The organism is Streptomyces sp. NBC_01537, assembly GCF_045040445.1.
Classification (GTDB): domain Bacteria; phylum Actinomycetota; class Actinomycetes; order Streptomycetales; family Streptomycetaceae; genus Actinacidiphila.
This window is the reverse complement of sequence record NZ_CP109392.1, coordinates 2,118,431-2,142,825: the sequence shown is the minus strand read 5'-3', so window position 1 is coordinate 2,142,825 and position 24,395 is coordinate 2,118,431. Positions and strand designations below refer to the sequence as shown.

Annotated in this window: 20 protein-coding genes; 10 read left to right on the top strand and 10 right to left on the bottom strand. The window is 72.9% G+C overall.

The window, feature by feature from the left end; genetic code table 11:
- Nucleotides 1-15: 15 nt before the first annotated feature.
- The 4 genes from OG607_RS09915 to OG607_RS09900 all read right to left on the bottom strand — a co-directional run bounded on the left by OG607_RS09915 (nt 16) and on the right by OG607_RS09900 (nt 3,691).
- Nucleotides 16-1,077: a LacI family DNA-binding transcriptional regulator gene (locus tag OG607_RS09915; RefSeq protein ID WP_405721391.1), complete on the bottom strand. Its 1,062-nt coding sequence runs from the start codon at nt 1,075-1,077 to the stop codon at nt 16-18.
- Nucleotides 1,078-1,150: 73 nt separating this feature from the next.
- On the bottom strand, nt 1,151-2,011 hold the full coding sequence (locus tag OG607_RS09910) for a polysaccharide deacetylase family protein (RefSeq protein ID WP_405721388.1): 861 nt from the start codon (nt 2,009-2,011) through the stop codon (nt 1,151-1,153).
- 160 nt (nt 2,012-2,171) lie between these two features.
- On the bottom strand, nt 2,172-2,654 hold the full coding sequence (locus OG607_RS09905) for a DUF456 domain-containing protein (RefSeq protein ID WP_405721385.1): 483 nt from the start codon (nt 2,652-2,654) through the stop codon (nt 2,172-2,174).
- Nucleotides 2,655-2,695: 41 nt separating this feature from the next.
- Complete coding sequence (locus OG607_RS09900) at nt 2,696-3,691, bottom strand: helix-turn-helix domain-containing protein (protein ID WP_405721383.1); 996 nt, start codon at nt 3,689-3,691, stop codon at nt 2,696-2,698.
- A 217-nt stretch (nt 3,692-3,908) separates the two neighbouring features.
- Here OG607_RS09900 and OG607_RS09895 point away from each other — a divergent pair, with 217 nt between their 5' ends.
- Nucleotides 3,909-5,222, top strand: coding sequence for a protein phosphatase 2C domain-containing protein (locus OG607_RS09895; protein WP_405721380.1), 1,314 nt, complete (start codon nt 3,909-3,911; stop codon nt 5,220-5,222).
- A 211-nt stretch (nt 5,223-5,433) separates the two neighbouring features.
- Nucleotides 5,434-6,849, top strand: a complete 1,416-nt coding sequence (locus OG607_RS09890) for a glycoside hydrolase family 47 protein (RefSeq protein ID WP_405721377.1) — start codon at nt 5,434-5,436, stop codon at nt 6,847-6,849.
- On the opposite strand, the gene OG607_RS09885 is transcribed toward OG607_RS09890, so the two are convergent.
- Complete coding sequence (locus tag OG607_RS09885) at nt 6,833-7,321, bottom strand: OsmC family protein (RefSeq protein WP_405721374.1); 489 nt, start codon at nt 7,319-7,321, stop codon at nt 6,833-6,835. The two genes, OG607_RS09890 and OG607_RS09885, sit on opposite strands and share 17 nt — an antisense overlap.
- 145 nt (nt 7,322-7,466) lie before the next feature.
- On the opposite strand from OG607_RS09885, the gene OG607_RS09880 reads away from it, so the two are divergent.
- Nucleotides 7,467-7,913 carry an ATP-binding protein gene (locus tag OG607_RS09880; RefSeq protein WP_405721371.1) on the top strand — a complete coding sequence of 149 codons (447 nt, stop codon included), beginning with the start codon at nt 7,467-7,469 and terminating at the stop codon, nt 7,911-7,913.
- Between the two features lie 124 nt (nt 7,914-8,037).
- Here the strand turns inward: OG607_RS09880 and OG607_RS09875 are convergent, their stop codons facing one another.
- The gene (locus OG607_RS09875) at nt 8,038-9,096 is read right to left on the bottom strand and encodes a DUF2637 domain-containing protein (RefSeq protein WP_405721368.1); all 1,059 of its coding nucleotides are present in this window, start codon (nt 9,094-9,096) and stop codon (nt 8,038-8,040) included.
- A 186-nt stretch (nt 9,097-9,282) separates the two neighbouring features.
- Nucleotides 9,283-10,146, bottom strand: coding sequence for a (2Fe-2S)-binding protein (locus tag OG607_RS09870; protein WP_405721365.1), 864 nt, complete (start codon nt 10,144-10,146; stop codon nt 9,283-9,285).
- 193 nt (nt 10,147-10,339) lie between these two features.
- Here OG607_RS09870 and OG607_RS09865 point away from each other — a divergent pair, with 193 nt between their 5' ends.
- Nucleotides 10,340-11,035, top strand: a complete 696-nt coding sequence (locus OG607_RS09865) for a GntR family transcriptional regulator (RefSeq protein ID WP_405736667.1) — start codon at nt 10,340-10,342, stop codon at nt 11,033-11,035.
- Nucleotides 11,036-11,054: 19 nt separating this feature from the next.
- Here OG607_RS09865 and OG607_RS09860 read toward each other — a convergent pair whose 3' ends face one another.
- Both OG607_RS09860 and OG607_RS09855 read right to left on the bottom strand, forming a co-directional pair.
- A complete protein-coding gene (locus tag OG607_RS09860; protein ID WP_405721363.1) occupies nt 11,055-11,798 on the bottom strand; it encodes a hypothetical protein in 744 nt (247 codons plus the stop codon).
- 104 nt (nt 11,799-11,902) lie between these two features.
- Nucleotides 11,903-13,555 carry a PucR family transcriptional regulator gene (locus OG607_RS09855; RefSeq protein ID WP_405721360.1) on the bottom strand — a complete coding sequence of 551 codons (1,653 nt, stop codon included), beginning with the start codon at nt 13,553-13,555 and terminating at the stop codon, nt 11,903-11,905.
- Between the two features lie 292 nt (nt 13,556-13,847).
- On the opposite strand from OG607_RS09855, the gene OG607_RS09850 reads away from it, so the two are divergent.
- The 5 genes from OG607_RS09850 to OG607_RS09830 all read left to right on the top strand — a co-directional run bounded on the left by OG607_RS09850 (nt 13,848) and on the right by OG607_RS09830 (nt 20,460).
- Nucleotides 13,848-14,735 (top strand): FAD binding domain-containing protein, encoded by an 888-nt coding sequence (locus OG607_RS09850; protein ID WP_405721357.1) that lies wholly within the window; start codon nt 13,848-13,850, stop codon nt 14,733-14,735.
- The gene (locus OG607_RS09845; RefSeq protein WP_405721354.1) at nt 14,726-15,313 is read left to right on the top strand and encodes a (2Fe-2S)-binding protein; all 588 of its coding nucleotides are present in this window, start codon (nt 14,726-14,728) and stop codon (nt 15,311-15,313) included. Before OG607_RS09850 ends, OG607_RS09845 begins: the two co-directional genes overlap by 10 nt.
- 2 nt (nt 15,314-15,315) lie before the next feature.
- The gene (locus tag OG607_RS09840) at nt 15,316-17,697 is read left to right on the top strand and encodes a xanthine dehydrogenase family protein molybdopterin-binding subunit (RefSeq protein ID WP_405721351.1); all 2,382 of its coding nucleotides are present in this window, start codon (nt 15,316-15,318) and stop codon (nt 17,695-17,697) included.
- A 158-nt stretch (nt 17,698-17,855) separates the two neighbouring features.
- Nucleotides 17,856-19,313: an NCS2 family permease gene (locus OG607_RS09835; protein ID WP_405721348.1), complete on the top strand. Its 1,458-nt coding sequence runs from the start codon at nt 17,856-17,858 to the stop codon at nt 19,311-19,313.
- Nucleotides 19,314-19,326: 13 nt separating this feature from the next.
- Entirely contained in the window at nt 19,327-20,460 is a 1,134-nt protein-coding gene (locus OG607_RS09830; RefSeq protein WP_405721345.1) for an XdhC family protein, read from the top strand.
- On the opposite strand, the gene OG607_RS09825 is transcribed toward OG607_RS09830, so the two are convergent.
- A complete protein-coding gene (locus OG607_RS09825; protein WP_405721342.1) occupies nt 20,444-23,116 on the bottom strand; it encodes a SpoIIE family protein phosphatase in 2,673 nt (890 codons plus the stop codon). The two genes, OG607_RS09830 and OG607_RS09825, sit on opposite strands and share 17 nt — an antisense overlap.
- A 77-nt stretch (nt 23,117-23,193) precedes the next feature.
- On the opposite strand from OG607_RS09825, the gene OG607_RS09820 reads away from it, so the two are divergent.
- On the top strand, nt 23,194-24,348 hold the full coding sequence (locus OG607_RS09820) for a winged helix DNA-binding domain-containing protein (protein ID WP_405721339.1): 1,155 nt from the start codon (nt 23,194-23,196) through the stop codon (nt 24,346-24,348).
- The last annotated feature ends 47 nt before the right edge of the window (nt 24,349-24,395 follow it).

Here is a 24,395-nt window from a genome sequence, read left to right as displayed (position 1 = left end):
AGTACGCCTACTCATTCATGCCGACGCGCGCCTCACCAGCCGGGTAGGGGTGACCACGGAGGACAGCGGGCGGCCGCCCGCCGCCGCGTCGTCCGTCCACTCCAGGCCGCGCAGCAGCAGGCGGACCATGAGCCGGCCCATGCCCTCGATGTCCTGGCGGACGGTGGTGAGCGGCGGGTCGGCGGCCTCGGCGACGGTGGCCATGTCGTCGAAGCCGACCACGGCCACGTCCTCCGGGACGCGCCGGCCGCGCTCGCGCAGCACGCGCAGGGCGCCCGATGCCATGAGGTCGGAGGCGACGAAGACGGCGTCCAGGTCCGGGGCCCGGTCGAGGAGCCGGGCCATGGCGCGCTCGCCGCCGGGGGCGGAGAAGTCGCCCTCGGCGACGAGGCGGGGGTCGGCGTCCAGGAGGATGTCGTGGTAGCCGTCGAGGCGGTCGACGGAGGCGGTCTGGTCCAACGGGCCGGTGATCGTGGCGATGCGGGTCCGGCCGAGGGCGGCCAGGTGGCGTACGGCGTCGCGGGCGCCGCCCCGGTTGTCGGAGTCGACGTAGAGGATGCTGCGGTCGCCCTCCGAGCCGGGCCAGCCGGGGCGGCCGCCGAAGACCGTGGGCAGGCCTATGCGGCGGATGATGCCGGGCAGCGGGTCGTCGGCGTGCAGGGAGAAGACCAGCGCCCCGTCGACGTGGCCGCCGGCGAGGTAGCGGCCGACGCGGTCGTAGTCCTCGGGGCCCTCGACCAGGAGCAGGACCAGCTGTGAGTCGTGCGCGGTGAGCTCGCGGCTGATGCCGAGCAGCTGCTCCGCGAAGAACGGGTCCGTGAAGACCCGGGTCTCCGGCTCCGCCACGATCACCGCCACCGCGTCGTTGCGCCGGGTGACAAGCGTGCGGGCTGCCTGGTTCGGTACGTAGCCGAGCTCCGCGACCGCCTCGCGTACGCGCTCCACGAGCGGGGCGCGCACCCCCGCACCGCCGTTGACCACGCGGGACGCGGTGGCCCGTGACACACCGGCCCGCTCGGCGACGGCTTCCAGGGTCGGACGGGGCGCGGCGGGGCCGGCGGCTGCGCGGTCGGTCAAAGGAGGGCTCCTCGTCGGGATCCGTGACGAGGACAGCCTAACCGGTGCGCCGGTGCACTGAGAGCGCTCTCACTCACCGTACCGGGAAGCCGAAGGCGTACCCCTGCTCCTTCAGCCAGGGCAGCAGCTGGCGCAGTGCGGCCACCGTCTGGCTGCGGTCGCCGCCGCCGTCGTGGAAGAGGATCGTCGGGCCGTTGGGGAGCTCGTTCCTGACGGTGGCGACCATGGCCGCCGTCCCGGGCCGGTCGAAGTCCTTGGAGTCCACGTTCCAGCCGAGCGGCCGCATCGCCCGGGCGGCGGCGATCTGCCGGCTGTACGGGGTGAAGGCGCCGCCGGGAGCGCGGTAGTAGAGCGGCTTCACCCCGCCCGAGGCATGCTCGATCATCTGCTCGGCGTCCAGGATCTCCTTGGACTGGTAGGCGCGGGACTTCGTGGCCATGGTGGTGTCGTGCGAGACCGTGTGGTCGCACAGCCGGTGCCCGGCCGCCACGACCTGCCGCACGATCTCCGGGTGGGCGGCGGCCTGCGGGCCGATCATGCAGAAGACGGCCTTCACGCCGTTCTCCTTGAGGACCTGCAGGATCCTGGGCGTCCACACCGGGTCCGGCCCGTCGTCGATCGTGATGTTGACGGCGTGCGCGCCCTTGTCGGAGGCGTGCGCGATGTCCATGCTCACGCGTGGCGCGGGCAACGACGCGTCAGGGACCGACGTCTGCCCCGGGATCGGCCTCGCGGGAACCGGCTTCTTCCCGTTCCCCGGCGACTTGGCCTTCGACGCCGACGTGTGTGGGGCGGCCGCCGCCGTGCCCGGTGCTCCCTGATGCGCCTCCGCGGTCCAGACGGACGCGAGCGCGGCCAGCCCGGCCACGGCGGTGACCGCTGTCACCATCACTATTCGCTCGCGGGTCCCCCGTGTGACGGTCCGTCGTGCCATGTCGCTTCGCTCCCAGGTGTGCGGTGTCGCCGGACGGGCTGAATTCAGCCCGTCCGCAAGGGAGGACGGATGGCAGGGCAGGGAGGATCCCTCTGTTACGGATCTCGGACATACGGCAGGTGAAGGCTGTAGGGTGCCCCATCGCAAGGGCCCCGAGGCGTCAGCCGGCGAGGACCGCGCCCAGCCAGGCGCCGGCGACCAGCAGGCAGGCGAAGAGCTCGATGAGCATGCCGAGCCCGATCGCCCGCATCGCGGTCCGCGTGGAGGACCACGCGCCGCCGTGGCTGCCGAGGCGGACGCGCTCGAAAGCGTAGAGCCCGCCCACGAAGCCGATGGGCGCGCCGATGACCGGCACCAGGAAGAAGCCGGCGATGGCGACGGCGCCGGCGGTGAAGAGCGCGCGCCAGGACACCCCGGCGGTGCGCATGGAGCGGGCGGGGAGGAGCCATTTCAGCACCAGGTTGAGCAGCAGCACACCCGTCGCGGCGGCGAGGACGCCCCACGACAGGGGCGTGTGCTCCTCGCCGGCCCACCAAAGGACGGCGGACCAGCACACCAGCGGCCCGGGGATGCCCGGCACGAGCACGCCCAGCAGGCCGAGCAGCATCACTGCGCCGACCAGGCACACCAGTGCGGTCCCCATGTGCCCACTGTGCCGGACGCGCGGCCGCCCCGCCCCCCGGTTTATCGGGCGACCCAGCCCCTTTCGTACGCGTGCCAGCCGAGCTGGAGGCGGGTGGTGACCTCGGTGATCTCCATGAGCCGCTTGACGCGTCGCTGGACGGTCCGCAGGCCCAGGTCGAGCTGCTTGGCGACGCTGGCGTCGGTGAGGCCGGCGAGGAGGAGAGAGAGGATCTGCAGGTCGACGCCGTCCGGCCCGGCGGGCCCGGCCTCCTGGGGCAGGCCGTCCGGGTCGAGCCGCAGGGGCAGGGACTCGCGCCAGACGGACTCGAAGAGACCCATCAGGGATTCGAGGAGGCCGCTGGCGTGGACGATGAGGGCGGCCGGCCCGGCCGGGCCCGCGGTGGCCGCGTCGCGGGCCAGCGGCACCATGGCGAGGGCGCGGTCGGCGACCACGAGCTTGGTGGGTACGCGGTCGGTGACCCGTACCTCCTCGTTCCGCCCGAGGGCCGCGCTGAGCTCGGTGAGCCCGCTCGCGGCGTTGATGACATCGCGCTCGACGACCACCCGGTAGGAGACGCCGCGCTCGGCGGCCTGCTCCTCGGCGCTGTTGTCCATGCCGGTCACGACCGTCGGATTGCCGGTGACCAGCGCGCAGACCTCTTTCTCCGCGCCGAGCTGCAGCTGCATGAAGCGGCTGGCCACGGCGCTCGCGCCGGTCACCACCTCCACCAGGTCGTGCACCTTCAGCTCCTCCGCCTCCGCCCGGAACTCCTGGGCGAGCAGGGCGGCCGCGAGCTCGGCCTGTTCGAGGCCGTGCCGCTGCTGGGTGAGCAGCGCGCCCAGCGCGACCGCCGGGGGAGCGGCCACCCAGCGACCAGGGCGGGCGGAGGATCTGGCCACCAGGCCCTGGCGTTCGAGCTGCCGCAGAGCGCGCGTGGTGACGTCCTCCGGCAGTCCGAGCCGGTGCGACAGATCGGTGACCTCGGCGGCCCCGAGTCCCACCAGGGCGCGGTACGCCGATTCCTGGTCCTCGTCGAGTCCAATGGCACCGAGCACGGGTACCCCTTCCGGAGCTTGTCCCCATATGGGATGGCGGAAATGAGCCATGGCGGAATTCCGCCGCGGACATCATCTCTGCTCGAACCCGTGTCCTGGCAATGTTTCCCACGGGATCGTCCGACGGAGCGGCCTGCGGAGGGGGCCGGCCGCCCGTCGGGCCATTGGTGTGCGCGTTCGCTGTTTCCCGGCGCGTGTCGCGGTGGACAATAAGGGCATGAGCCAGCAGGGGGATACGACCCGTCATCAAAGCCAGGAAGACGAGTGGTGGCGGCAGTTGTACGGAGGGCCGGCCGATCCGCCGGCATCGGCGGCGGAAGATCCGGGCGACACGGTCGACGACCGCTACGCCTCCGCACTCGGAGCCCTCGGCGAAGCCCCGCCCCAAGTGCCGTCCCAGGCCCCGCCACAGGCCCCACCCCAGGTGCCGCCTCAAGCCCCGCCCCGCATCCCGTCCCAAGTCCCGTTCCAGGAGCCGCCCGACACGCTGCACCTGCGGCGCGACCCCGCCGAGCCCACCACCTCCGGCGAGGGTGAGGTGAACTGGCCCGCGCCGCCCGGCCTTCCGCCGGGGTGGGCCGCCGCCGATCCGCCGTTCCAGGAGCCCGAGCCGGAGCCCGAGCCCGTCCATGTGGGCGACCGGCCGCCGACCTACGACGCCGAGCCGACCGCCTGGCCGCCGGCGGACCCGGAGGATCTCGGCGACCTCGTGCCGGACACCGTCCTCGACGGCGCGCGGTACGGCTCGCTGACCGTACGCACCGCCTCCGTGCGCGGCGACTCCGCCCGCTATCGCGGCGAGCCCAGGCGCGACTCGCTGCTGGCGGCCCGTTTCGGCACCGGCGACGACGCGCTGCTGCTGCTCGCCATGGCCAGTGGGCCACGGGCCGCCGAGGCCGCGCACCGGGCGGCGGCCGACGCGTGCCACTGGATCGCGGGAGCGGTCGGGCGCAGCCACGCCCGGCTGGCCGAGGACCTCCGGGCCTCGCGGCGCGGTTCCCTCAAGTCCGGCCTCCACCGCCTCACCGACCGCTGCTACGGCCGCCTGCGGGCCCGCGGGGCGGACCTCGGCCTCGACCCGGCCGAGTACAGTGCCGCCCTGCGCTGCCTGCTGCTGCCCGTCGACCCGGCCTGCCGCACCCGGCTGTTCTTCGGCGCCGGCGACGGCGGCCTCTTCCGCATCCGCGACGGTGAATGGCAGGACCTCGACCCCACCCCCGGAGAAGACGAACCGGCCGACGCCGTGGAGCCGGAACCGCAGGACCGGATCCCCGGGATCCCCGGCGAGCCCGCCATACGGTTCCGCTTCCGCGCGTCCGTCGCCCGGCCCGGCGACACCCTGCTGCTGTGCAGCGGCGGCCTCGCGGAGCCGTTGCGGGGCGAGCCCGCGCTGGCCGCGCACCTCGTCCGGCGCTGGGGTTCCGCGGAGCCGCCGGGGCTGGCTGCGTTCCTCGGCGACACGCAGACCCGGGTGAAGGGGTACGCGGACGACCGCACGGCGGTCGCCGTCTGGGACGCGCCCCTCTTGTAAGAGGCGAGTTCGCCTCCGCTGCGCTCAGCCACTGTCGACGGTCGATCGTGCTCGCCCGCTCGTTCCTCGCGGACTGCGCGCGTTCTCCCTTTCGACAGCGGCCGCTTCGCTTTGGCTCACTCGCCTACCGTCGGCCGTGGATGCCGGGTGGGCGTCGGCCGCAGGATGAGGTGGCCCGTAACGCCCCGCAGGGGAACGCGGTTCACACGGCATGACGAATCACGCGCGCCCCGGCGGACTCACCCGGCGCAGGATGATCGGCGGGCTGGCCGCGATCACGCCTGCCGTGGCCTTGGCAGGGACGGCCGCAGGCACGGCTTCGGCGGCTGCCCCGGATCCGTATCCGGCTCTCGGGGCGGATGTGGTGAAGGAGTTCCGTACGGCGTGGGACTCCTACCGGCGGCTGGCGTGGGGGCGGGACGAGCTGCTGCCGGTGAGCGGGAGCGGGTCGGACTTCTTCATTCCGGGCGGGACGCTGGGGCTGACGATCATCGAGGCCCTGGACACGCTGTATCTGATGGAGCTGGACAGCGAGCTGAACGCGGGCGTGGAGTGGGTCAGGAACGACCTGCGGCTCGACCAGAACGCCCCGGTGCAGGTCTTCGAGGCGATCATCCGGCTGGTCGGCGGCCTGCTCTCCGGTTACGCCGCCACCAAGGACCAGATGCTCCTGGACCGGGCCCGCGAGCTCGCGGACCGGCTGCTGCCGGCCTTCCAGCGCTCGCCGACGGGGGCTCCTTATCGATATGTCAATCTGTCCACGGGCGAGGTGCGGGGCGCGGATGCCCCGCTGGCCGAAATCGGGACGTGCATCGCGGAGTTCGGCGAGCTGTCGCGGATCACGGGGGACCGGAAGTACTTCGACGCGGCCAAGAAGGCGCTGAAGGCCGTATACGACCGGCGTTCGAGTATCGACCTGGTCGGCACGACGCTGAACGTCGAGACGGGGGCCTGGGTCGGGCGGACGGCCACGCTCGACCCGCCGGTGGACTCGTTCTACGAGTATCTGTGGGACGGCTGGACGCTGTTCGGCGACCGCGATCTGAAGGCCTGGTACGACAAGCTGACGGCCGCCGTGTTCAAGCGGCTGGCGGAGCGGCGGGCCGGCCGCCTGTGGTTCCGCCAGGCCGACATGACGACCGGGAAGGCGACCGGCCACAACCAGTCGGAGCTGACCGCCTTCTACGCCGGGCTGCTCGCGCAGAGCGGGCACCTCGCCGACGGGGAGCGGTATCACGACGCGTGGACGGCGGTGCTGGGGAAGTTCCGGCTGCCGCCGGAGTATCTGGACTACCACACGATGAAGGCGGTAAATCCGGCCTATCCACTGCGTCCGGAGTACGCCGACTCGTGTCTTTTCCTGTGGCTGGCCACCGGCAAGGACCGCTACCGCTCGCGGGCGCGGGACCTGTACGGCAGGCAGAAGCGGCACTGCAAGGTCGCGAACGGCTACACGGTCGTCGATGACGTGACGGCCGGTCCGGTGCGGCTCGGCGACCTGACACCGGGGTACTGGTACAGCGAGAACATGAAGTACTACTACCTGCTCTTCGCGAAGGCCGCGCGCTTCGACTACACGGACAACTACCTCAGCACGGAGGGCAATGTGCTCAAGGGGCTTCGGTAGGGGCTTCGCTGGTCACCACCGGCTCGTGCCGCACCGGGAAGTTGACGGAGTTGGCGATGAAGCAGATCCGGTGGGCCTTCTCGTGGAGCTCTGCGGCGGGGGCGGCCATCTCCGGGGCGGCGACCCGGACCTGGGGGCGCAGGACGACCTCGGTGAAGTGGCCGCCGCCGTCGGGGGTCTGGGCCATCGTGCCGTGGGCGTGGTCGGTGTAGGCGGTGACGACGATGCCGGCCAGGGAGCAGGCGGCGAGGTAGGACAGCATGTGGCACTGCGAGAGCGAGGCCAGGAGGAGCTGCTCGGGGTTCCAGCGAGAGGGGTCGCCGCGGAAGTGCGGGTCGGCGCTGCCGGACAGGGGCGGCGGCCCCTCCGCGGTGACCTCGTGGGCGCGGTCGTAGGTGCGGTAGGAGTCCGTGCCGCCGCCGGCGGCGCCGGTCCAGGTGACGGTGAGGTCGTACTCGTGGACCCTGGCCATGTCTGTGCTCCTTGTCGTGGATCGAGTGGACCGCGTGGACCCCATGGGCATCGTAGGCGTCCGCAGATGTCTGGACCGCACGGACCGTGGGCATGCATATCGCGAGGATGTTCGAGGTACGACGACAGCGGCCGGAGCGGAGCCGATGGAACGTCAGCCTGCGGAGACGGGTGGCCAGGGGGTCGAAGCGGCCGGTGAGTGGCGCCAGTTACGGCGGCTGCTCCAGCACGCCGACCTCCCGGCGGTGGCAGAGGTACGCCAGGTGTTGCGGGAGGCGCTGCGCGGTTGGGGCGTACCGGGTCTCGCCGACACGGCCGAGCTGCTGGCCAGTGAGCTGGTCACCAATGCGCTTCAGCACACCGATCGCGGCGCCGTACTGACGGCGACGCTCTCCCCGGAACGGCGCAGCCGCCGGCTCCGGGTCGAGGTACGCGACTTCGTCTCGCGCCACCCCCGATTACGGGCCCCCGGCGACCAGGTCACGTCGGGGCGCGGGCTGCTGCTCGTCCAGGCGCTGGCCGACGCGTGGGGGGTGCGCCCGGAGGGGACGGGGAAGGTCGTGTGGTTCGAGCTGAGCGTCGATACGGCATGAGCGGCACGGCATGAGCGATACGGCATGAGTGAGCCCCGACGACCTGAGGTCACCGGGGCTCACACTCACTCACCGTTGAACGGATCGCGCCGCATCACGCCAAGGCGGCGGCTCCGTCGGCTCGTCAGCCGTACTGGCGCTCCAGGTCGGCCAGCTTGCGCTCCAGGGAGTCCAGCTTCGGCAGGGTCATCGTGTCGTCCTCGGCCGTGAGGTCGATGGCGCTGCTGGAGTAGGACGGGGTCTCACCGCGGACCGGCGACAGGGCCGGGCGGGAGCGGACCGGGAGTTCGGCTGCCTCCAGGGACTCTATGGCAGGCTCCGTGGCGGTCTGGCCGCCGGCGGGGGTGGACCCGCTGGGCAGTTCGATCTGACGGCCGCCGCCGCCACGCGGCCAGCTGCGGTGCGAGCGGTTTATCGCCTTGACGCGGGCGCGCTCCAGACGGTCGTGCTCGCGGCGGCGTATGCCGTCGATCTCCTTCTGGCGCTTGTCCTCGCGGACCTCTTCGACCGCCTCGTCCAGGGTGCGCACGTTCTCCAGGAGCATCAGCGACCAGGCGCCGTACGTCTCGCGGGGCGCCCGCAGCCAGCGGACCATGCGGATCTGCGGCAGCGGCCGCGGGACGAGGCCCTGCTCGCGCAGGGCGGCCACGCGGGTCTGCTTCAGGGCACGGTCGAAGAGGACGGCCGCGGACAGGGACATGCCCGCGAAGAACTCCGGCGCGCCGGCGTGGCCGCCGCCGCGCGGCGCGTGCACCCAGTTGAACCAGGCGGCGGCGCCGGCGAAGGTCCACACCAGCAGACGGGAACCGAGCGCGGCGTCACCGTGGCTGGCCTCGCGGACCGCGAGTACCGAGCAGAACATGGCGGCGCCGTCCAGGCCGAACGGGACCAGGTACTCCCAGCCGCCGGTCAGGCCCAGGTTCTCCTGGCCGAAGCCGACCAGGCCGTGGAAGGAGAGCGCCGCGGCGACCGAGGCGCAGGCGAAGAGCAGGATGTAGGAGGCACTGCCGTATACGGCTTCCTTCTTGCGCCGCCGTTCCTCTGAACGCTCCCATGAGTCACCGGCCGCGGCCGCTGCCTGCGCCTTGCGGTTGCGGACGAAGAAGACGGCCACGGCGCCGGCGACCGCCAGGCCCACGGCGCCCGAGAGCATCCAGTCCAGCGGTATGTCTGTAAGTCTCATCGTGCGAATCCAAACCTAGCGTCGCGTACCGTCGCGCTCGGGCCGCGAGACGGCGTTCGCGCGACATCTTGGCGAAGGACTGAGCCGCGTGAAGCAGTTTCGGGACAAGAGGACGCCAACGGAGGGGTGGCGTGGTGCGAGGCAGACAGAATACTCGAACTGAGGCGCTTGTTTAGAACAGTTGCGTTAGCTGTGTGTGAGATTTGTGGTCAGACGTTTCACCCGGTCGCTCTCACAGGTCCTCGGACACGTCACGCAAGTATCCGCGGACGGCAGTGTGTAGACGAGGCAACAGGAAATCCGGTCCCGCGTGCGCAGTGCCGCGCCGCCCGGTCCGGCGAGTTCGCGGAAGGCCGCGCCGCCCGGAAAAGGCTCCGTTCCGCCCGGTAGCAGCGCGGCGAGTTCGGCCACCGCGCGGTCCTCCTCGCCGAGCAAGTGGCCCACGTACCAGAGCCCTTCGGTGATGTCGTCGGTCACCGTGCCCCACAATGCGCGCGAGCCGCGCCGGGTGCGGCTGCGGAATCCGTCCAGAACGGGGGCGAGATGGGCGGCGACGGCCGCGCGCAGCTCGGCCCGCAGGGCGTCGCGCGACGGGACGGCGTACGCGTCCCGCGCATGCGCGGCCGGGTCGTCCGGCAGGCAGGCGAAGCCGCGGGGGCGGACCGTCATGCGCGTGACGCGTCCGTCGGTGCGGTGGAACGACACGTCGTCGGGGGTGAGGAGGGGGACCCGCCGGTGCAGGAAGAAGGGGACGGAGAAGAGCAGGCAGGCGGGCCAGGCGTAGCGGTGCAGTCCGAAGCTCGCGGTGACATCCGGGCGGGCCGGGCGTCCGTAGTCCCGGGTGATCTGTGCGTCGTCCCCGGCCAGGAAGGCGTCCAGGGCCGCGCCGCCGTCGGCCAGTTCGCGGGCGGTGCCCCAGCCCGCGCCGGTGCGGGGGGCCTCTTCGGTGATGCGCAGGCCGGGGAAAACCGCGGTCAGGCGGGCGTAGGCGCCGGCCAGGGGCGAGGTCATGGGCGAGGCCACGGGTGGGGCGGGGGCGGCGAGGTGCATGGGGACCGTCCACGGGGGCTCGGGAGGACTTCCAGAAGGAGGTAAGGCTTACCTTATCCGCTAAGATCGAGGTTTACCTTTCCCGAGCTGCTCCAAAAGAGTGTTGCAATAGAGACAGCGCCCCGCCGCGCGCCCCCGTCCGCCCTGAGGAGCCCCCGTGGAGTACGGCCCCACCGCCGCACGGGGCTCCGCCCTGCCGCCGGGCCGCGCCGAGCAGGTCCGGGGCGAGCACCCGCACGCGCAGGCCCACGCCGAGGCCGAGGCCGTCGTACCGCGCCCGCGCCGGATGCCCGAGCGGCATTCGGTACGCGACCAGATCCTGGCCGCCCTGCGCAGCGCGCTCGTCACCGGCGAGCTGGAACCCGGCGCGGTCTACTCCGCGCCCGCCCTCGCCGAGCGCTTCGGGGTGTCCGCGACCCCCGTACGCGAGGCCATGCAGCTCCTCGCCCGCGAGGGCGCCGTCGAGGCCATGCCCAACCGGGGCTTCCGCGTCGCCGAGCGCAGCGCCCGCGAACAGGCCGAACTCGCCGAGGTCCGCGCGCTCATCGAGGTCCCCGTCGTCCTCCGGCTCGCCCGCACCCTCCCCGCCGACCGCTGGGAGGCGCTGCGCTGCTACGCCGAGGCCACCGCCGCGGTCGCCGCCCGGGGCGACCGCGCCGCCTACGCCGAGGCCGACCGCGCCTTCCACCGGGCCATGCTGGAGCTCTCCGGCAACCGCCAGCTCGTCGCCGTGGCCGACGAACTCCACCGCCGCGCGCAACGGCCCCGGCGTACGGCCGCGCATCTGGTCGCCGACGCGAGCGAGCACTCCGTACTCCTCGAGGCGCTGGTAGCCGGCGATCTGCCCACCGTCGAATCCCTGGTCCGCGCGCACTTCTGCAACGACTGAGACTCGATCGCCCAGCCGCTCAGCCCAACTCGTCGGCCAGCCACACCGGGACCCCGTCCAGCAGCCGGAACAGCCGGGCCGCCTCGGCGTGCAGGCGGCCCGCCTCCGGCTCCGGCTCGATCCCGGCGAGCGAGAGCAGTGCCGGGGCCGCCCCGATGACGTATCCCAGCTCGGTGCGGATCCGCAGCGACTCGGTGAACCCCCGGCGGGCCTCCGCGAGGTCGCCCTCCCGGGCCGCCAGCACGGCCAGATGCCGCCAGGTGAACGAGGTCAGCAGCGCGTCGCCCCGCGCCACGGCTCCCGCGTGGGCCCTGCGGTACGCCGCCCTCGCCGCTGCCGGGTCGTCCGCCAGCTTCTCCGCCACCAGTCCCCTGCGGAAGTCCAGCAACGGCCGCCCGGCCGCCCCCGGCGTCAACAGCGCGGCGCTCCGCCCCAGTGCCGCGCTCGCCTCGTCCGCCCGGTCCCGTACCCCGAACTGCGTTGCCAGATACGCCAGATGCCCGCGCTCGCAGGCCGCTTCCCCGCGCTCGTCATCCGTACGGGCCAGCGCCTCCGCCGCGCGCAGCGCGTCCTCGGCCTCCGGCCAGCCGCCGAGTGTGAACAGGCACTGCTCGCTCAGCAGCGCGGCCCGCGTCAGCGCCGGGCCGAACCGGGTCGTGCCGTGCGTCGCGAGCAGCGTCGCGGCCTCCGTCCAGCAGCCGCGCGCCCTCAGCCGCCAGATGTCGGGCGGTGGCATGGAGGTTTCGCTTGCGTTTGCTGCCATGGCGGTGTCCGCCACATGCCCTCCTGAGCGCGTCATCGAGCCGGAGCCGGTGCGGGAAGTTCAACACGGCGCGGTGGCCGAAGCCAAGGGGGCGGGCTGAGACTTCAGCTCATTCTCAGGGCCAGGAAGAAGTCGAGCTTGTCCTCCAGCCGCGACAGGTCGCGCCCGGTGAGCTGCTCGATCCGTCCGATCCGGTACCGGAGGGTGTTGACGTGCAGGTGCAGCCGCGTGGCGCAGCGCGTCCACGATCCGTCGCACTCCAGGAACGCCTCAAGCGTGGGGATGAGCTCGGCCCGGTGGCGTTTGTCGTAGACGCGCAGCGGATCCAGCAGCCGGGCGGTGAAAGCCCGGCGGACGTCGTCCGGGACGAAGGGCAGCAGGAGCACATGGGAGGCCAGCTCCTCGTGGCCGGCGACGCAGACGCGGCCGGCGCGGGCGGCGGCGACCCGTCTGGCGTGCCGGGCTTCCTCAAGGGCGCCGCGCAGGGCTTCGGCGGAGTGGACGGAGGCGCTGACGCCGAGGGTGAGGCGGCCGTCGCCGTCGAGACCGCGGGTCAGGGGGCCGCGCAGGGCGCCGAGCAGACCCTCGGCGTCGAGTTCGGCGGCGTGCAGGGACTCGGTGTCGCCGATGGCGGAGAGCGGGACCAGCGCCATGGCCTCGTCGCCGTTGTGGGCGACGGCGATGCGGTCGCCGAGCTCGGCGCCGATGGCGGCGGGGTCGACGAGGGCCTCTTCGAGCAGGGCCTGGGAGACGGGACCGCCGGGCAGGTCGGTGCCGGACCATTCGACGCGGGCGACGACGACCTGCCAGTGCGGGGCGGTGCCGAGCCCGGGCAGGAGCACGGGCGCGGCGACCCGGAGCCGGGCGGCGACCTCGGCGGGCGGGGCGCCCGCCTGGACCAGTTCCAGGACCTCCTGGGCGAGCCGGCGCCGGACCGTGCGCGCCGCGTCCCGCCGGTCGCGCTCGACGGCGATGAGCTGGGTGACGCCCTGAAGCAGGTCGAGCCGCTCGTCGGGCCAGTCCCCGGCGTCGGCCTCGACGGCCAGGAACCAGTCGGAGAGCAGCGTGGTGCGCGGATCCGCGCCGTCCGCGCCGCTGCGGATCGGGAAGAGCGAGTACGTACGGCCGCCGGTGAAGGTGCGGTGCGGGGACGGCCTGGCCGTCCGCGCGGCGGCGAGATGCTCACCGGCCAGTTCGGCGCGCAGCTCGGCGGGGAGCGGGTGCGAGGACACGGCGATCTGGCGTCCGGTGGTGGACAGGACCCAGGCCTTGAGGTCGAGGTCGCTGCCGAGCAGGTCCAGGACGGCGTCCGGACCGCCGCCGGCCGGGCCGGAGGACATCAGCCGCCGGTGCCGGTCGACGACGGCGGCCAGATCCCCGGCGCGCTCGGTCGAGACCTGCCGTACGACGTGCTCGGTGATCGACGCGAAGGCGACATCCTCCGACACCGAGAACAGCGGCAGCCGGTGCCGGGCGCAGGCCAGCACCAGATCCTCCGGAACGGAGCCGAGCTCGGCCTCGCCCGCCGCGAGCCCGGCGACCCCCGCGGATGCGAGAATACGTACAAAGCGTTCCGAATCGTCCGGAGCGCGACGCCAGGCGAGACCGGTGAGCACCAGCTCCCCGCCCGCCAGGTAGCGGCTCGGGTCGCGCAGGTCCGTGGTCATCACCCCGCGTACCGTGCGGTCCAGCTCTTCCTCGCCGCCCAGCAGCCGGAGGCCCAGTGCATCGGTGTCCAGCAGTGTGCGCAGCCGCATCGTGTGTCGCCCTGTCTCGAACGTGTCCCCGGTCCCTGCAATGAGCGGTACCAGGGTCGCGCCCGGTTCGTTCCATCGGTATTGCCGGGCGAATGCCGGGATGTTTCGGACCTTGTCCTTTCGGATGAATCTACAAGACATCGGTCCCGACCAGCCAAGTGCTTCATGCAATCCGTGACTGCGTCCGGACGGCCGCACGGCGGTGTACTTGACTCATCGCGCGTGAATGCAGGACATGAGCAAGCCCTGTTCGAGTCCCGAAGCAAGTCCCGAAGCAGAAGAGAGCAACCGTATGGACTTCCTGCGCCCCGCCAGCTGGGAGGAGGCCCTCGCCGCGAAGGCGGAGCACCCCACCGCTGTGCCCATCGCGGGCGGCACCGACGTGATGGTCGAGATCAACTTCGACCACCGCCGCCCCGATGTGCTCCTCGACCTCAACCGCATCGGCGAGCTCCAGGAGTGGGAGACCGACCAGGACACCGTACGGCTGGGCGCCTCGGTGCCGTACACCCGGATCATGGACAACCTGCGCAGCGAGCTCCCCGGCCTGGCGCTGGCCGCGCACACCGTCGGCTCCCCCCAGATCCGCAACCGCGGCAGCGTCGGCGGCAACCTCGGCGCGGCCTCCCCGGCCGGTGACTCGCACCCGGCGCTGCTGGCCGCCGGTGCGCAGGTCGAGGCGGCGTCCGTACGCGGCACGCGCATGATCCCCGTCGAGGAGTTCTACACCGGTGTGAAGCGCAACGCGCTCGCGCCCGACGAGCTGATCCGGGCCGTGCACATCGAGAAGGCCGACGGGCCGCAGCAGTTCTCCAAGGTCGGCACGCGCAACGCGATGGTCATCGCCGTCTGCGCGTTCGGCCTCGCCCTGCACCCCGCGAGCCGCACGGTGAAGACCGGCATCGGCTCCGCCGCCCCGACCCCGATCCGGGCCCGCGTCGCCGAGGACTTCCTCAACGCCGCGCTGGAGGAGGGCGGCTTCTGGGACAACGGCAGGATCATCCCGCCGGCGGTCGTCCGGCAGTTCGCGGAGCTGGTGTCCGGCTCCGCCAGCCCCATCGACGACGTGCGCGGCAGCGCCTCGTACCGCCGCCACGCGCTGGGCGTCATGGCCCGCCGGACGCTGGGCTGGACATGGGACGAGTACCGCGGCAACGAGAGGAACATCCGATGCGCGTGACCTTCACCGTCAACGGCCGCCCGCAGGAGGCCGACGACGTCTGGGAGGGCGAGAGCCTGCTGTACGTGCTGCGCGAGCGCATGGGTCTGCCGGGCTCGAAGAACGCCTGTGAGCAGGGCGAATGCGGCTCCTGTACGGTCCGCCTGGACGGTGTCCCGGTCTGCGCGTGCCTGGTTGCCGCCGGCCAGTGCCAGGACCGCGAGATCGTCACCGTGGAGGGCCTGGCCGACTACGCCAAGGAGCGCACCGCGGGCGCGTGCGGCGCCGGCACCTGCGGCACCGGTGCCGCCACTGCCATCGGCACCGGCCTCGACGAGGCCAGGCAATGGCAGGCCCGCCCCACCGACGAGTCCGTGGACCTCTCCCCGATCCAGCAGGCCTTCATCGACGCGGGCGCCGTCCAGTGCGGCTTCTGCACCCCCGGCCTCCTGGTCGCCGCCGACGAGCTGCTGGAACGCAACGCCGACCCGGCCGACGCGGACATCCGCGAGGCGCTGTCGGGCAACCTGTGCCGCTGCACGGGCTACGAGAAGATCCTCGACGCCGTCCGCCTCGCCGCCGCGCGACAGGAGGCCTGAGCATGGGCACCGCCAACACCCCCACCAAGATCACCCAGGCCACCCGCACCAAGGGCGGCATCGGCGAGTCCACGCTGCGCCCCGACGGCACCCTGAAGGTCACCGGCGAGTTCGCCTACGCCTCCGACCTGTGGCACGAGGACATGCTGTGGGGCTTCACGCTCCGCAGCCCGCACGCGCATGCGCGGATCGTCTCCATCGACATCTCCGAGGCGCTCGCCCAGGCCGGCGTCCACACCGTCATGACGCACGAGGACCTGCCCGCCGCCAAGACCTACGGCCTGGAGATCCAGGACCAGCCGGTGCTGGCCGACGGGGTCGTCCGCTTCCACGGCGAACCGGTCGCCCTCGTCGCCGCCGACCACCCGGAGACCGCGCGCCGCGCCGCCGCGAAGATCAAGGTCGTGTACGAGGCGCTGCCGCTGGTCGTGGACGAGGAGACCGCCACCGGCCCCGGCGCCCCGATCCTGCACCCGGACCGCGACGACCACCACGCCCCGCACAGCCCGCACCCCAACATCGTCCACCGCCAGCCGGTCGTCCACGGCGATGTCGCGGCCGCGCAGGCGCTGGCCGAGGTCGTGGTGACCGGCGACTACGAGGTCGGCATGCAGGACCAGGCCTTCCTCGGCCCCGAGTCCGGCCTCGCCGTGCCCGCCGAGGACGGCGGCGTCGACCTGTACATCTCCACCCAGTGGCTGCACGCCGACCTCCGCCAGGTCGCCCCCGTCCTCGGCCTGCCCGAATCCAAGGTGCGCATGACGCTTTCCGGCGTCGGCGGCGCCTTCGGCGGCCGTGAGGACCTGTCCATGCAGGCCCACGCCTGCCTGCTCGCCCTGCGCACCGGCAAGCCCGTCAAGATCGTCTACAACCGCTTCGAGTCCTTCTTCGGCCACGTCCACCGCCACCCCGCCAAGCTCCGCTACGAGCACGGCGCCACCCGTGACGGCAAGCTCGTCTACATGAAGTGCCGCATCGTGCTGGACGGTGGCCCCTACGCCTCCTCCTCCCCGGCCGTCGTCGGCAACGCCGCCTCCCTCGCCGTCGGTCCGTACGAGATCGACAACGTCGACATCGAGGCGATCGCCCTCTACTCCAACAACCCGCCCTGCGGCGCCATGCGCGGCTTCGGCGCGGTCCAGGCCTGCTTCGCCTACGAGGCCCAGATGGACAAGATGGCAGCCGCGCTCGGCATGGACCCGGTGGAGTTCCGGCAGCTCAACGCCATGTCGCAGGGCTCGGTCATGCCCACCGGCCAGATCGTCGACTCCCCGGCGCCCGTCGCCGAGCTGCTGCGCCGCGTCAAGGCCATGCCGATGCCGCCCGAGCAGCAGTGGCTCGCGGCCGGCGAGACCGCGGACGTACGGGCCCTGCCCGGCGGCCTGTCCAACACCACCCATGGCGAAGGCGTGGTGCGCGGGGTCGGTTACGCGGTCGGCATCAAGAACGTCGGCTTCTCCGAGGGCTTCGACGACTACTCCACCGCCCGCGTGCGCATCGAGGTCATCGCCGGCGAGCCCGTCGCCACCGTCCACACCGCGATGGCCGAGGTCGGCCAGGGCGGCGTAACCGTGCATGCGCAGATCGCCCGCACCGAACTGGGCGTCACCCAGGTCACCATCAACCCCGCCGACACCCGGGTCGGCTCGGCGGGCTCCACGTCCGCCTCCCGGCAGACCTACGTCACCGGCGGCGCCGTCAAGCACAGCTGCGAGGCCGTACGGGAGAAGGTCCTGGAGCTGGGCCGCGCCAGGTTCGGCAGCTACCACCCGGCCTGGGCCACCGCCGAGCTGCTCCTGGAGGGCGGCAAGGTCGTCACCGACGGCGGCGAGGTGCTGGCCGACCTGGTGGACGTCCTGGGCGACGAGGCGGTCGACATCGAGCTGGAGTGGCGGCACCGGCCCACCGAGGCCTTCGACCTGCGTACGGGGCAGGGCTTCGGCCACGTCCAGTACTCCTTCGCCGCCCATCGCGCGGTCGTCGAGGTCGACACCGAGCTGGGCCTGGTCAAGGTCATCGAGCTGGCCTGCGCGCAGGACGTCGGCAAGGCCCTCAACCCGCTGTCGGTCGTCGGCCAGATCCAGGGCGGCACCACCCAGGGCCTCGGCCTCGCCGTCATGGAGGAGATCATCGTCGACCCGGCGACCGCGAAGGTGCGCAACCCCTCCTTCACGGACTACCTGATCCCCACCATCCTCGACACCCCGCCGATCCCCGTCGACGTCCTCGAACTCGCCGACGACCACGCCCCCTACGGCCTGCGCGGCGTCGGCGAAGCCCCGACGCTGTCCTCCACCCCCGCCGTCGTCGCCGCGATCCGCGCGGCCACGGGGCTGGCGCTGGCGCGCGTACCGGTACGCCCCGAGCACCTCACCGGTACCTGACCGACTCCCTGCCGGGCGGGCCGCGCAGCCCGCCCGGCAGGGCTGCTTCACAGAGCCGCATCCACCGGGCCGTCCCCCGGGTCGTGATGTCCACGCACCATCCCAAATCCCGTACAGGGACGTACGGGTGCACCTATGAACCTTGGGAGTGGCACCGCATGACCCAGATATCGACGCAGCAGCAAACAGCCGACGACGACCGGAGCGAACCACCGATCCGGCCCGGCGCAGCCGCGTGGCTGGACCGGTACTTCCTGATCAGCGCGCGGGGTTCGACTCTCGCCCGCGAGGTCCGCGGAGGTCTGACGACCTTCATGGCCATGGCGTACATCCTGCTCCTCAACCCGCTCCTGCTCTCCGGCGCCGATGTCGAGGGGCACAGGCTCAGCCAGGCCGGCCTGGTCACCGCCACCGCGCTCGCGGCGGCGGTGAGCACCCTGCTCATGGGCCTGTTCGGCAAGGTGCCGCTCGCGCTCGCCGCCGGGCTCAGCGTCTCCGGGGTGCTGGCCACGCAGGTCGCCCCGCACATGACCTGGCCGCAGGCGATGGGGATGTGCGTGATGTACGGGGCCGTGATCGTGCTCCTGGTGGTGTCCGGGCTGCGCGAGGTCATCATGAACGCGATCCCGCTGCCCCTGAAGCACGGCATCACCATCGGCATCGGCATGTTCATCGCGCTGATCGGCCTGGTCAACGCCGGTTTCGTCGGCAGGGGCGAGGGCAGCCCGGTCACCCTGGGCGTCGACGGCCGGTTGTCCGGCTGGCCGGTGCTGGTCTTCAGCGTCACGCTGCTGCTGATCTTCATGCTCCAGGCCCGGAACATCCCCGGCGCCATCCTCATCGGCATCGTCACCGGCACCGTCATGGCGATCGCCGTCAACGCGGCGGCGGGGCTCGACGCGAAGGCCTGGGGCCTGACCGTCCCCGCCCTGCCCGACAAGGTCGTCTCCGCGCCCGACTTCGGCCTCTTCGGCCAGGTCGAGTTCGGCGGCTGGACGCGGATCGGCGCGATGGGCGTCGGGATGATCGTCTTCACCCTGGTCCTCGCGGGCTTCTTCGACGCGATGGCCACCATCATCGGGGTCGGTACGGAAGCCGGTCTGGCCGACGCCGAGGGCCGCATGCCGGGGCTCAGCAAGGCGCTGTTCATCGACGGCGCGGGCGGCGCGATCGGCGGCATCTCCGGCGCGTCCGGGCAGACCGTCTTCGTCGAGTCCGCCACCGGCGTCGGCGAGGGCGCCCGAACCGGGCTGTCCTCGGTCGTGACCGGTCTGCTCTTCGCCGCAGGGCTGTTCTTCACCCCGCTCGCGCGGATCGTCCCCGGCCAGGTGGCGGCCGCCGCGCTGGTCGTGATCGGCGCGATGATGATGGGCAACGCCCGGCACGTCGACTGGGGCGACCGGTCCGTCGCCATCCCGGTCTTCCTGACGGTGGCCCTGATGCCGTTCACGTACTCCATCACCGCCGGGGTCGGTGCCGGGGTCATCGCGTACACCGCGATCAAGGCCGCGCAGGGCAGGTTCCGCGAGCCCGGCGTCTTCATGTGGATCCTGACGGCCCTGTTCTTCACGTACTTCGCCCTGAACCCGGTCGAGTCCTGGCTCGGCGTCAAGTAAGGAGACCCCACACATGCTGGACATCGCTGACGAGCTGCACCGCTGGTGCGACGAGGGCCGCTCCTTCGCCGTCGCGACCGTCGTCGCGGTCGGCGGCAGCGCGCCCCGCCTGCCCGGCGCGGCCCTCGCGGTCGACGCCGCCGGGACGGCGGTCGGCAGCGTGTCCGGCGGGTGTGTGGAAGGCGCGGTCTACGAGCTGTGCCAGGAGGTCCTGGAGACCGGCGAGCCGCTGCTGCACCGCTTCGGCTACTCCGACGACGACGCCTTCGCCGTGGGTCTGACCTGCGGCGGCGTCATCGACATCTTCATCCAGCGGATCTCCGGACGCCCGGAGTTCACCGCGGCCCTGGCCGCCGCCGTCGCCGGTGAGGCGGCGGCCGTGGCCAGGGTTGTGGCCGGCCCGGCGGACCTGCTCGGCCGCGGGCTCCTGGTCCGCCCGGACGGATCGCACACCGGCACCCTCGGCGAACCCGGGCTGGACCGCACCGCCGCTGCCGAGACGCTCGCGCTGCTCGAATCCGGCCGCACCGGCACCGCCCTCATCGGGTCCGGCGGCAGCCGCTGCGGCGAGCCGCTCACCCTGCTCGTCGAGTCCAGCGTGCCGCCCCCGCGCATGCTGGTTTTCGGCGCCATCGACTTCGCCTCGGCCGTCGTGCGCATCGGCAAATTCCTCGGCTACCACGTCACCCTCTGCGACGCCCGCCCGGTCTTCGCCACCCCCGCCCGCTTCCCCGACGCCGACGAGGTCGTCGTCGACTGGCCGCACCGCTACCTCGAATCCACCCGGACCGACGCCCGCACCGTCATCACCGTCCTCACCCACGACGCCAAGTTCGACATCCCCCTCCTCGAACGCGCCCTGCGCATGCCGGTTTCCTACGTCGGCGCCATGGGCTCCCGCCGCACCCACGAGGACCGCCTCCGGCGCCTGCGCGAAGCCGGCCTCAGCGAGCTGGAAATCAACCGCCTCCGCTCGCCCATCGGCCTCGACCTCGGCGCCCGCACGCCCGAGGAAACGGCCCTGTCCATCGGCGCCGAGATCGTCGCCAACCGCCGCGGCGGCACCGGCGTCCCCCTGACCGGCGCACACACCCCGATCCACCATGACGCCACGCCGATAGCGGGCCGGGTCAGCCCGGCGGCGTAGGCCCGAGCCCGCCCGGCAGGGCCTGCTCCGCCCAGATCACCTTGCCCTCCGCCGTGTACCGCGTGCCCCAGCGCTCGGCGAACTGGGCGACGAGGAAGAGGCCGCGGCCGCCCTCGTCGGTGGTGGCGGCGTAGCGCAGGTGCGGGGAGGTGCTGCTCGCGTCGGTGACCTCGCAGATGAGGGTGCGGTCGCGCAGCAGGCGGAGCCGGATGGGCCCGGCGGCGTAGCGGATGGAGTTGGTGACCAGCTCACTGAGGATCAGCTCGGTGCTGAACGCCAGCTCGTCCAGGCCCCATTCGTCCAGCCGCCGGGCGACCGAGGCCCGCAGTCCGGCCAGGGCGGCCGGGTCGGCCGGGACCTCCCACTCGGCGATGCGATCGGCTCCGAGCCGGTGCGTACGGGCCGCGAGCAGGGCGATGTCGTCGCCGGGGCGGTCCGGGAGCAGGGCGTCGAGCACGGCGGCGCAGGTGTCGTCGGGGGAGCGGCCGGGGTGACCCGCCAGGGTGTCGCGCAGCAGGTCGAGGCCGACGTCGATGTCGCGGGTGCGGGATTCGACGAGCCCGTCGGTGTAGAGGACCAGGAGGCTGCCCTCGGGGATGTCCAGCTCGGCGGTCTCGAAGGGCAGTCCGCCCAGCCCGAGCGGCGGCCCGGCGGGCAGGTCGGGGAACTCGACGGTGCCGTCGGGGCGCAGCAGGGCGGGCGGGGGATGGCCGGCCCGGGCGAGGACGCAGCGTCCGGAGGAGGGGTCGTAGACGGCGTACAGGCAGGTGGCGCCCGCGATGGCGAGCTCGCCCCCGGCGCCGGGCGACTCCTCCTGGTCGATCCGGCCGACGAGCTCGTCCAGGTGGCCCAGCAGCTCGTCCGGCGGCAGGTCCAGGGTCGAGAAGTTGTGCACGGCGGTGCGCAGCCGCCCCATCGTGGCGGCGGCCAGCAGTCCGTGGCCCACGACGTCGCCGACCACCAGGGCGACCCTGGCGCCGGGCAGCGGGATGACGTCGAACCAGTCGCCGCCGACCCCGGCCTGGGCGGGCAGATAGCGGTGGGCGACGTCCAGGGCGCTCTGCTCGGGCAGCCCGCGCGGCAGCAGGCTGCGCTGCAGGGTGACGGCCATGGTGTGCTCGCGGGTGTAGCGGCGGGCGTTGTCGATGCAGACCGCGGCCCGGGCGACCAGCTCCTCGGCCAGCGACAGGTCGCCCTCTTCGAAGGGCCCGGGCCGGTCGCTGCGCCAGAAGTTCACCATGCCCAGCAGCACGCCCCGGGCCTTCAGCGGGACCGTCATCAGCGAGTGGATGCCGTAGTCGAGAACCCTGCGCATCCGCTCCGGGTCCTGCTCCACCCACTCCACCGCGTCGCTGAGGTCCGCTACGAGCACCGGCTCGCCGGTGCCGAAACCGTGGCCCATCGGGGTGTCCGGGCCCCAGCGGACCAGCCGTCCCGGCGGGTAGAGCGGGTGGTCGTCGCGGACGCCGTTGACCGCGACCCGGCGCAGCTCGGCGGCGCCGCCGGGCCGGGGCTCCTCGCCGTGCAGCACGGGCTCCACGAGCCCAACGGTGACGAAGTCGGCGAGCCGGGGCACCGCGACCTGGGCGAGTTCCTCGGCGGTCCGCACGACGTCCAGGGTGGTGCCGATCGCCACACTCGCGTCGTACAGCAGCCGCAGCCGGGTCTGCGCCTGCTCGGCCCGCCCGGACACGGCCCGCAGCTCGGTGGAGTCGCGCAGCGTCGCGACGCTGCCCGGCGGCCCGCCGTCGCGGTCCGTGGGACGGTTGTTCACCGCCAGCAGCCGGTCGCCGGCCGGCAGCACCTCGTCGGTGGCGATGCGTCCGGACGCCAGCAGCTCGGTGGCCTGCGCGTTCAGGCCCAGCTCGGTGACCGGGCGGCCCTCGGCGTCGGGGCGCAGATCGAGAAGCCGCCGGGCCTCGTCGTTGGCGAGCAGCAGCCGCCGTTCGCCGTCCAGGATCAGGACGCCCTCGCGCACGGAGTGCAGCACCGCGTCATGGTGCTCGTACATCCGGGTCATCTCCAGGGGCCCCAGCCCGTGCGTCTGCCGCCGCAGGCGGCTGCTGACCGCCGCCGTCCCGGCCGTGGCCAGCGCCAGCCCGGCCGCGGCCGCGCCCAGCAGGATCGGCAGCTGCCGGTCGACGACGCCGCGCACCTTGCTGAGCGTGATCCCGGCGGACACGATGCCCACGACCCGGCCCTTGCCGTCTCCCTCGCTGAAGACCGGGACGGTCGCCTGCACCAGCCGCCCGATGGTCCCGTTGACCGTCTCCGTGACGACGCCCCCCGCCAGCACCGGCCGCAGATTGCCGACGAACTTCTTGCCGATCCGGTCCGGCTTCGGGTGGGTGTAGCGGATCCCCTCGGTGTCCGTCACCACGATGAAGTCGACCCCGGACCGCGTACGGGCCGCCTCGGCCCGTGGCTGCAGCACGGCGGTGGGGTCCGCCGAGGCCAGTGCCTGGACGATCCCCGGCGAATTCGCGAATGTCTGGGCGACGGCGAGCGAGCGGTTGCGGGCCTCCAGCGTGCTGTCGTGGCCCGCCTGCAGCACAAGGGCCGCCACCGCGCCCACGCCGAGCAGCAGCACGACCACGACCTGCAGAACGAAGACCTGACCGGCCACGCTGCGTACCCGGCCCCACAGCCGGACCATACGCCTATGTCTACACTGCCCCGTCCCAAGAGGCGACCGGTACGCGTGAGGCGCTCCGCGCGGCCTAGGGTGGCCCCATGCCGACCGTGCTGGACCGCCGTGCCCTCAACCGGGTGCTGCTGCAGCGCCAGCTGCTGATCGAGCGCTCCCCGATGGGCGCCTCCGACGCCGTGGAGCACCTGCTCGGGCTGCAGTCGCAGGCCCCCGAGTCCGCGTACATCGGCCTGTGGACCCGGCTCGACGGCTTCGCGCTCGACGACCTGGCCCAGCTGCTGCGGGACCGGAGGGCGGTCCGGCTGGTGCTGATGCGGAGCACGGTGCATCTGGTCAGCGCGCGGGACGCGCTGCTGCTGCGCCCGCTGCTCCAGCCCATGCTCGACAAGGTTTTCGCGGGCAGCAACTGGGCCCGCGGGCTCGCCGGGGCGGACCGGGCCGAGGTCATGGCCTTCGGGCGCGGCCTCGTCGAGGAGCGGCCCCGCGATCCCGCCGAACTGCGGACCCTGCTCGCCGCCCGCTGGCCCGGCGCCGATCCGGCCTCCCTCGTCAACGCCCTGCGCAGCTGGCTGCCGCTGGTCCAGCTGCCGCCCCGCGGCCTGTGGGGCGAGGGCGGCCGCGTGCTCTACACCACCGCCGAGCACTGGCTCGGCGAGCCGCTCGCCGCCCCGGACCCCGCCGGTGTCGTACGCCGCTATCTGGCCGCCTTCGGCCCCGCCTCGGTGGCCGACGCCCAGAAGTGGTCCGGCCTGACCGGGCTGCGGTCCGTCTTCGCCGGGATGGAGCTGCGTACGTACCACGACGAGCGCGGCCGCATCCTGTACGACCTGCCCGACGCCCCGCCCCTCCCGGACCCCGGCACACCGGTCTCCGCGCGCTTCGTCGCCGACTTCGACAACCTGACGCTCTCCCATGCCGACCGCGGCCGCATCCTCGCCGACGAGCACCGGTCGCGCCTGATGACCGTCAACGGCATCATCCGCGCCGCGGTTCTGGTGGACGGCTTCGTCGCCGGGACCTGGCGGGTCGACCGCGCCCACGGCTCCGCGACGCTGACGGTCAGCCCTTTCGGGCCGCTCGCCCGCGCGGACCGTGCGGCGCTCACGCAGGAGGCGGAGCGGCTGCTCGTGGCGACGGACCCGGGTGCGGCGCACGCCGTTGACTTCGGACAGGCCCCGAGCCGCCGAACAACCGCAGACCCCCGCCCTTCGGGCGGAGGTCGCGGCGTTGGTGGATAGGGGGCGCGGGGAACCGCTCGTACCGGCGCACCGCGCCCCCTGGCGCT

Excerpts from the sequence above, each read along its gene's own strand:
- OG607_RS09910 (WP_405721388.1), bottom strand. The coding sequence starts at position 2,011 with ATGGCACGACGGACCGTCACACGGGGGACCCGCGAGCGAATAGTGATG.
- OG607_RS09905 (WP_405721385.1), bottom strand. The coding sequence starts at position 2,654 with ATGGGGACCGCACTGGTGTGCCTGGTCGGCGCAGTGATGCTGCTCGGC.
- OG607_RS09895 (WP_405721380.1), top strand. The coding sequence starts at position 3,909 with ATGAGCCAGCAGGGGGATACGACCCGTCATCAAAGCCAGGAAGACGAG.
- OG607_RS09890 (WP_405721377.1), top strand. The coding sequence starts at position 5,434 with ATGACGAATCACGCGCGCCCCGGCGGACTCACCCGGCGCAGGATGATC.
- OG607_RS09885 (WP_405721374.1), bottom strand. The coding sequence starts at position 7,321 with ATGGCCAGGGTCCACGAGTACGACCTCACCGTCACCTGGACCGGCGCC.
- OG607_RS09880 (WP_405721371.1), top strand. The coding sequence starts at position 7,467 with ATGGAACGTCAGCCTGCGGAGACGGGTGGCCAGGGGGTCGAAGCGGCC.
- OG607_RS09875 (WP_405721368.1), bottom strand. The coding sequence starts at position 9,096 with ATGAGACTTACAGACATACCGCTGGACTGGATGCTCTCGGGCGCCGTG.
- OG607_RS09870 (WP_405721365.1), bottom strand. The coding sequence starts at position 10,146 with ATGCACCTCGCCGCCCCCGCCCCACCCGTGGCCTCGCCCATGACCTCG.
- OG607_RS09860 (WP_405721363.1), bottom strand. The coding sequence starts at position 11,798 with ATGGCAGCAAACGCAAGCGAAACCTCCATGCCACCGCCCGACATCTGG.
- OG607_RS09855 (WP_405721360.1), bottom strand. The coding sequence starts at position 13,555 with ATGCGGCTGCGCACACTGCTGGACACCGATGCACTGGGCCTCCGGCTG.
- OG607_RS09850 (WP_405721357.1), top strand. The coding sequence starts at position 13,848 with ATGGACTTCCTGCGCCCCGCCAGCTGGGAGGAGGCCCTCGCCGCGAAG.
- OG607_RS09845 (WP_405721354.1), top strand. The coding sequence starts at position 14,726 with ATGCGCGTGACCTTCACCGTCAACGGCCGCCCGCAGGAGGCCGACGAC.
- OG607_RS09840 (WP_405721351.1), top strand. The coding sequence starts at position 15,316 with ATGGGCACCGCCAACACCCCCACCAAGATCACCCAGGCCACCCGCACC.
- OG607_RS09835 (WP_405721348.1), top strand. The coding sequence starts at position 17,856 with ATGACCCAGATATCGACGCAGCAGCAAACAGCCGACGACGACCGGAGC.
- OG607_RS09830 (WP_405721345.1), top strand. The coding sequence starts at position 19,327 with ATGCTGGACATCGCTGACGAGCTGCACCGCTGGTGCGACGAGGGCCGC.
- OG607_RS09825 (WP_405721342.1), bottom strand. The coding sequence starts at position 23,116 with ATGGTCCGGCTGTGGGGCCGGGTACGCAGCGTGGCCGGTCAGGTCTTC.
- OG607_RS09820 (WP_405721339.1), top strand. The coding sequence starts at position 23,194 with ATGCCGACCGTGCTGGACCGCCGTGCCCTCAACCGGGTGCTGCTGCAG.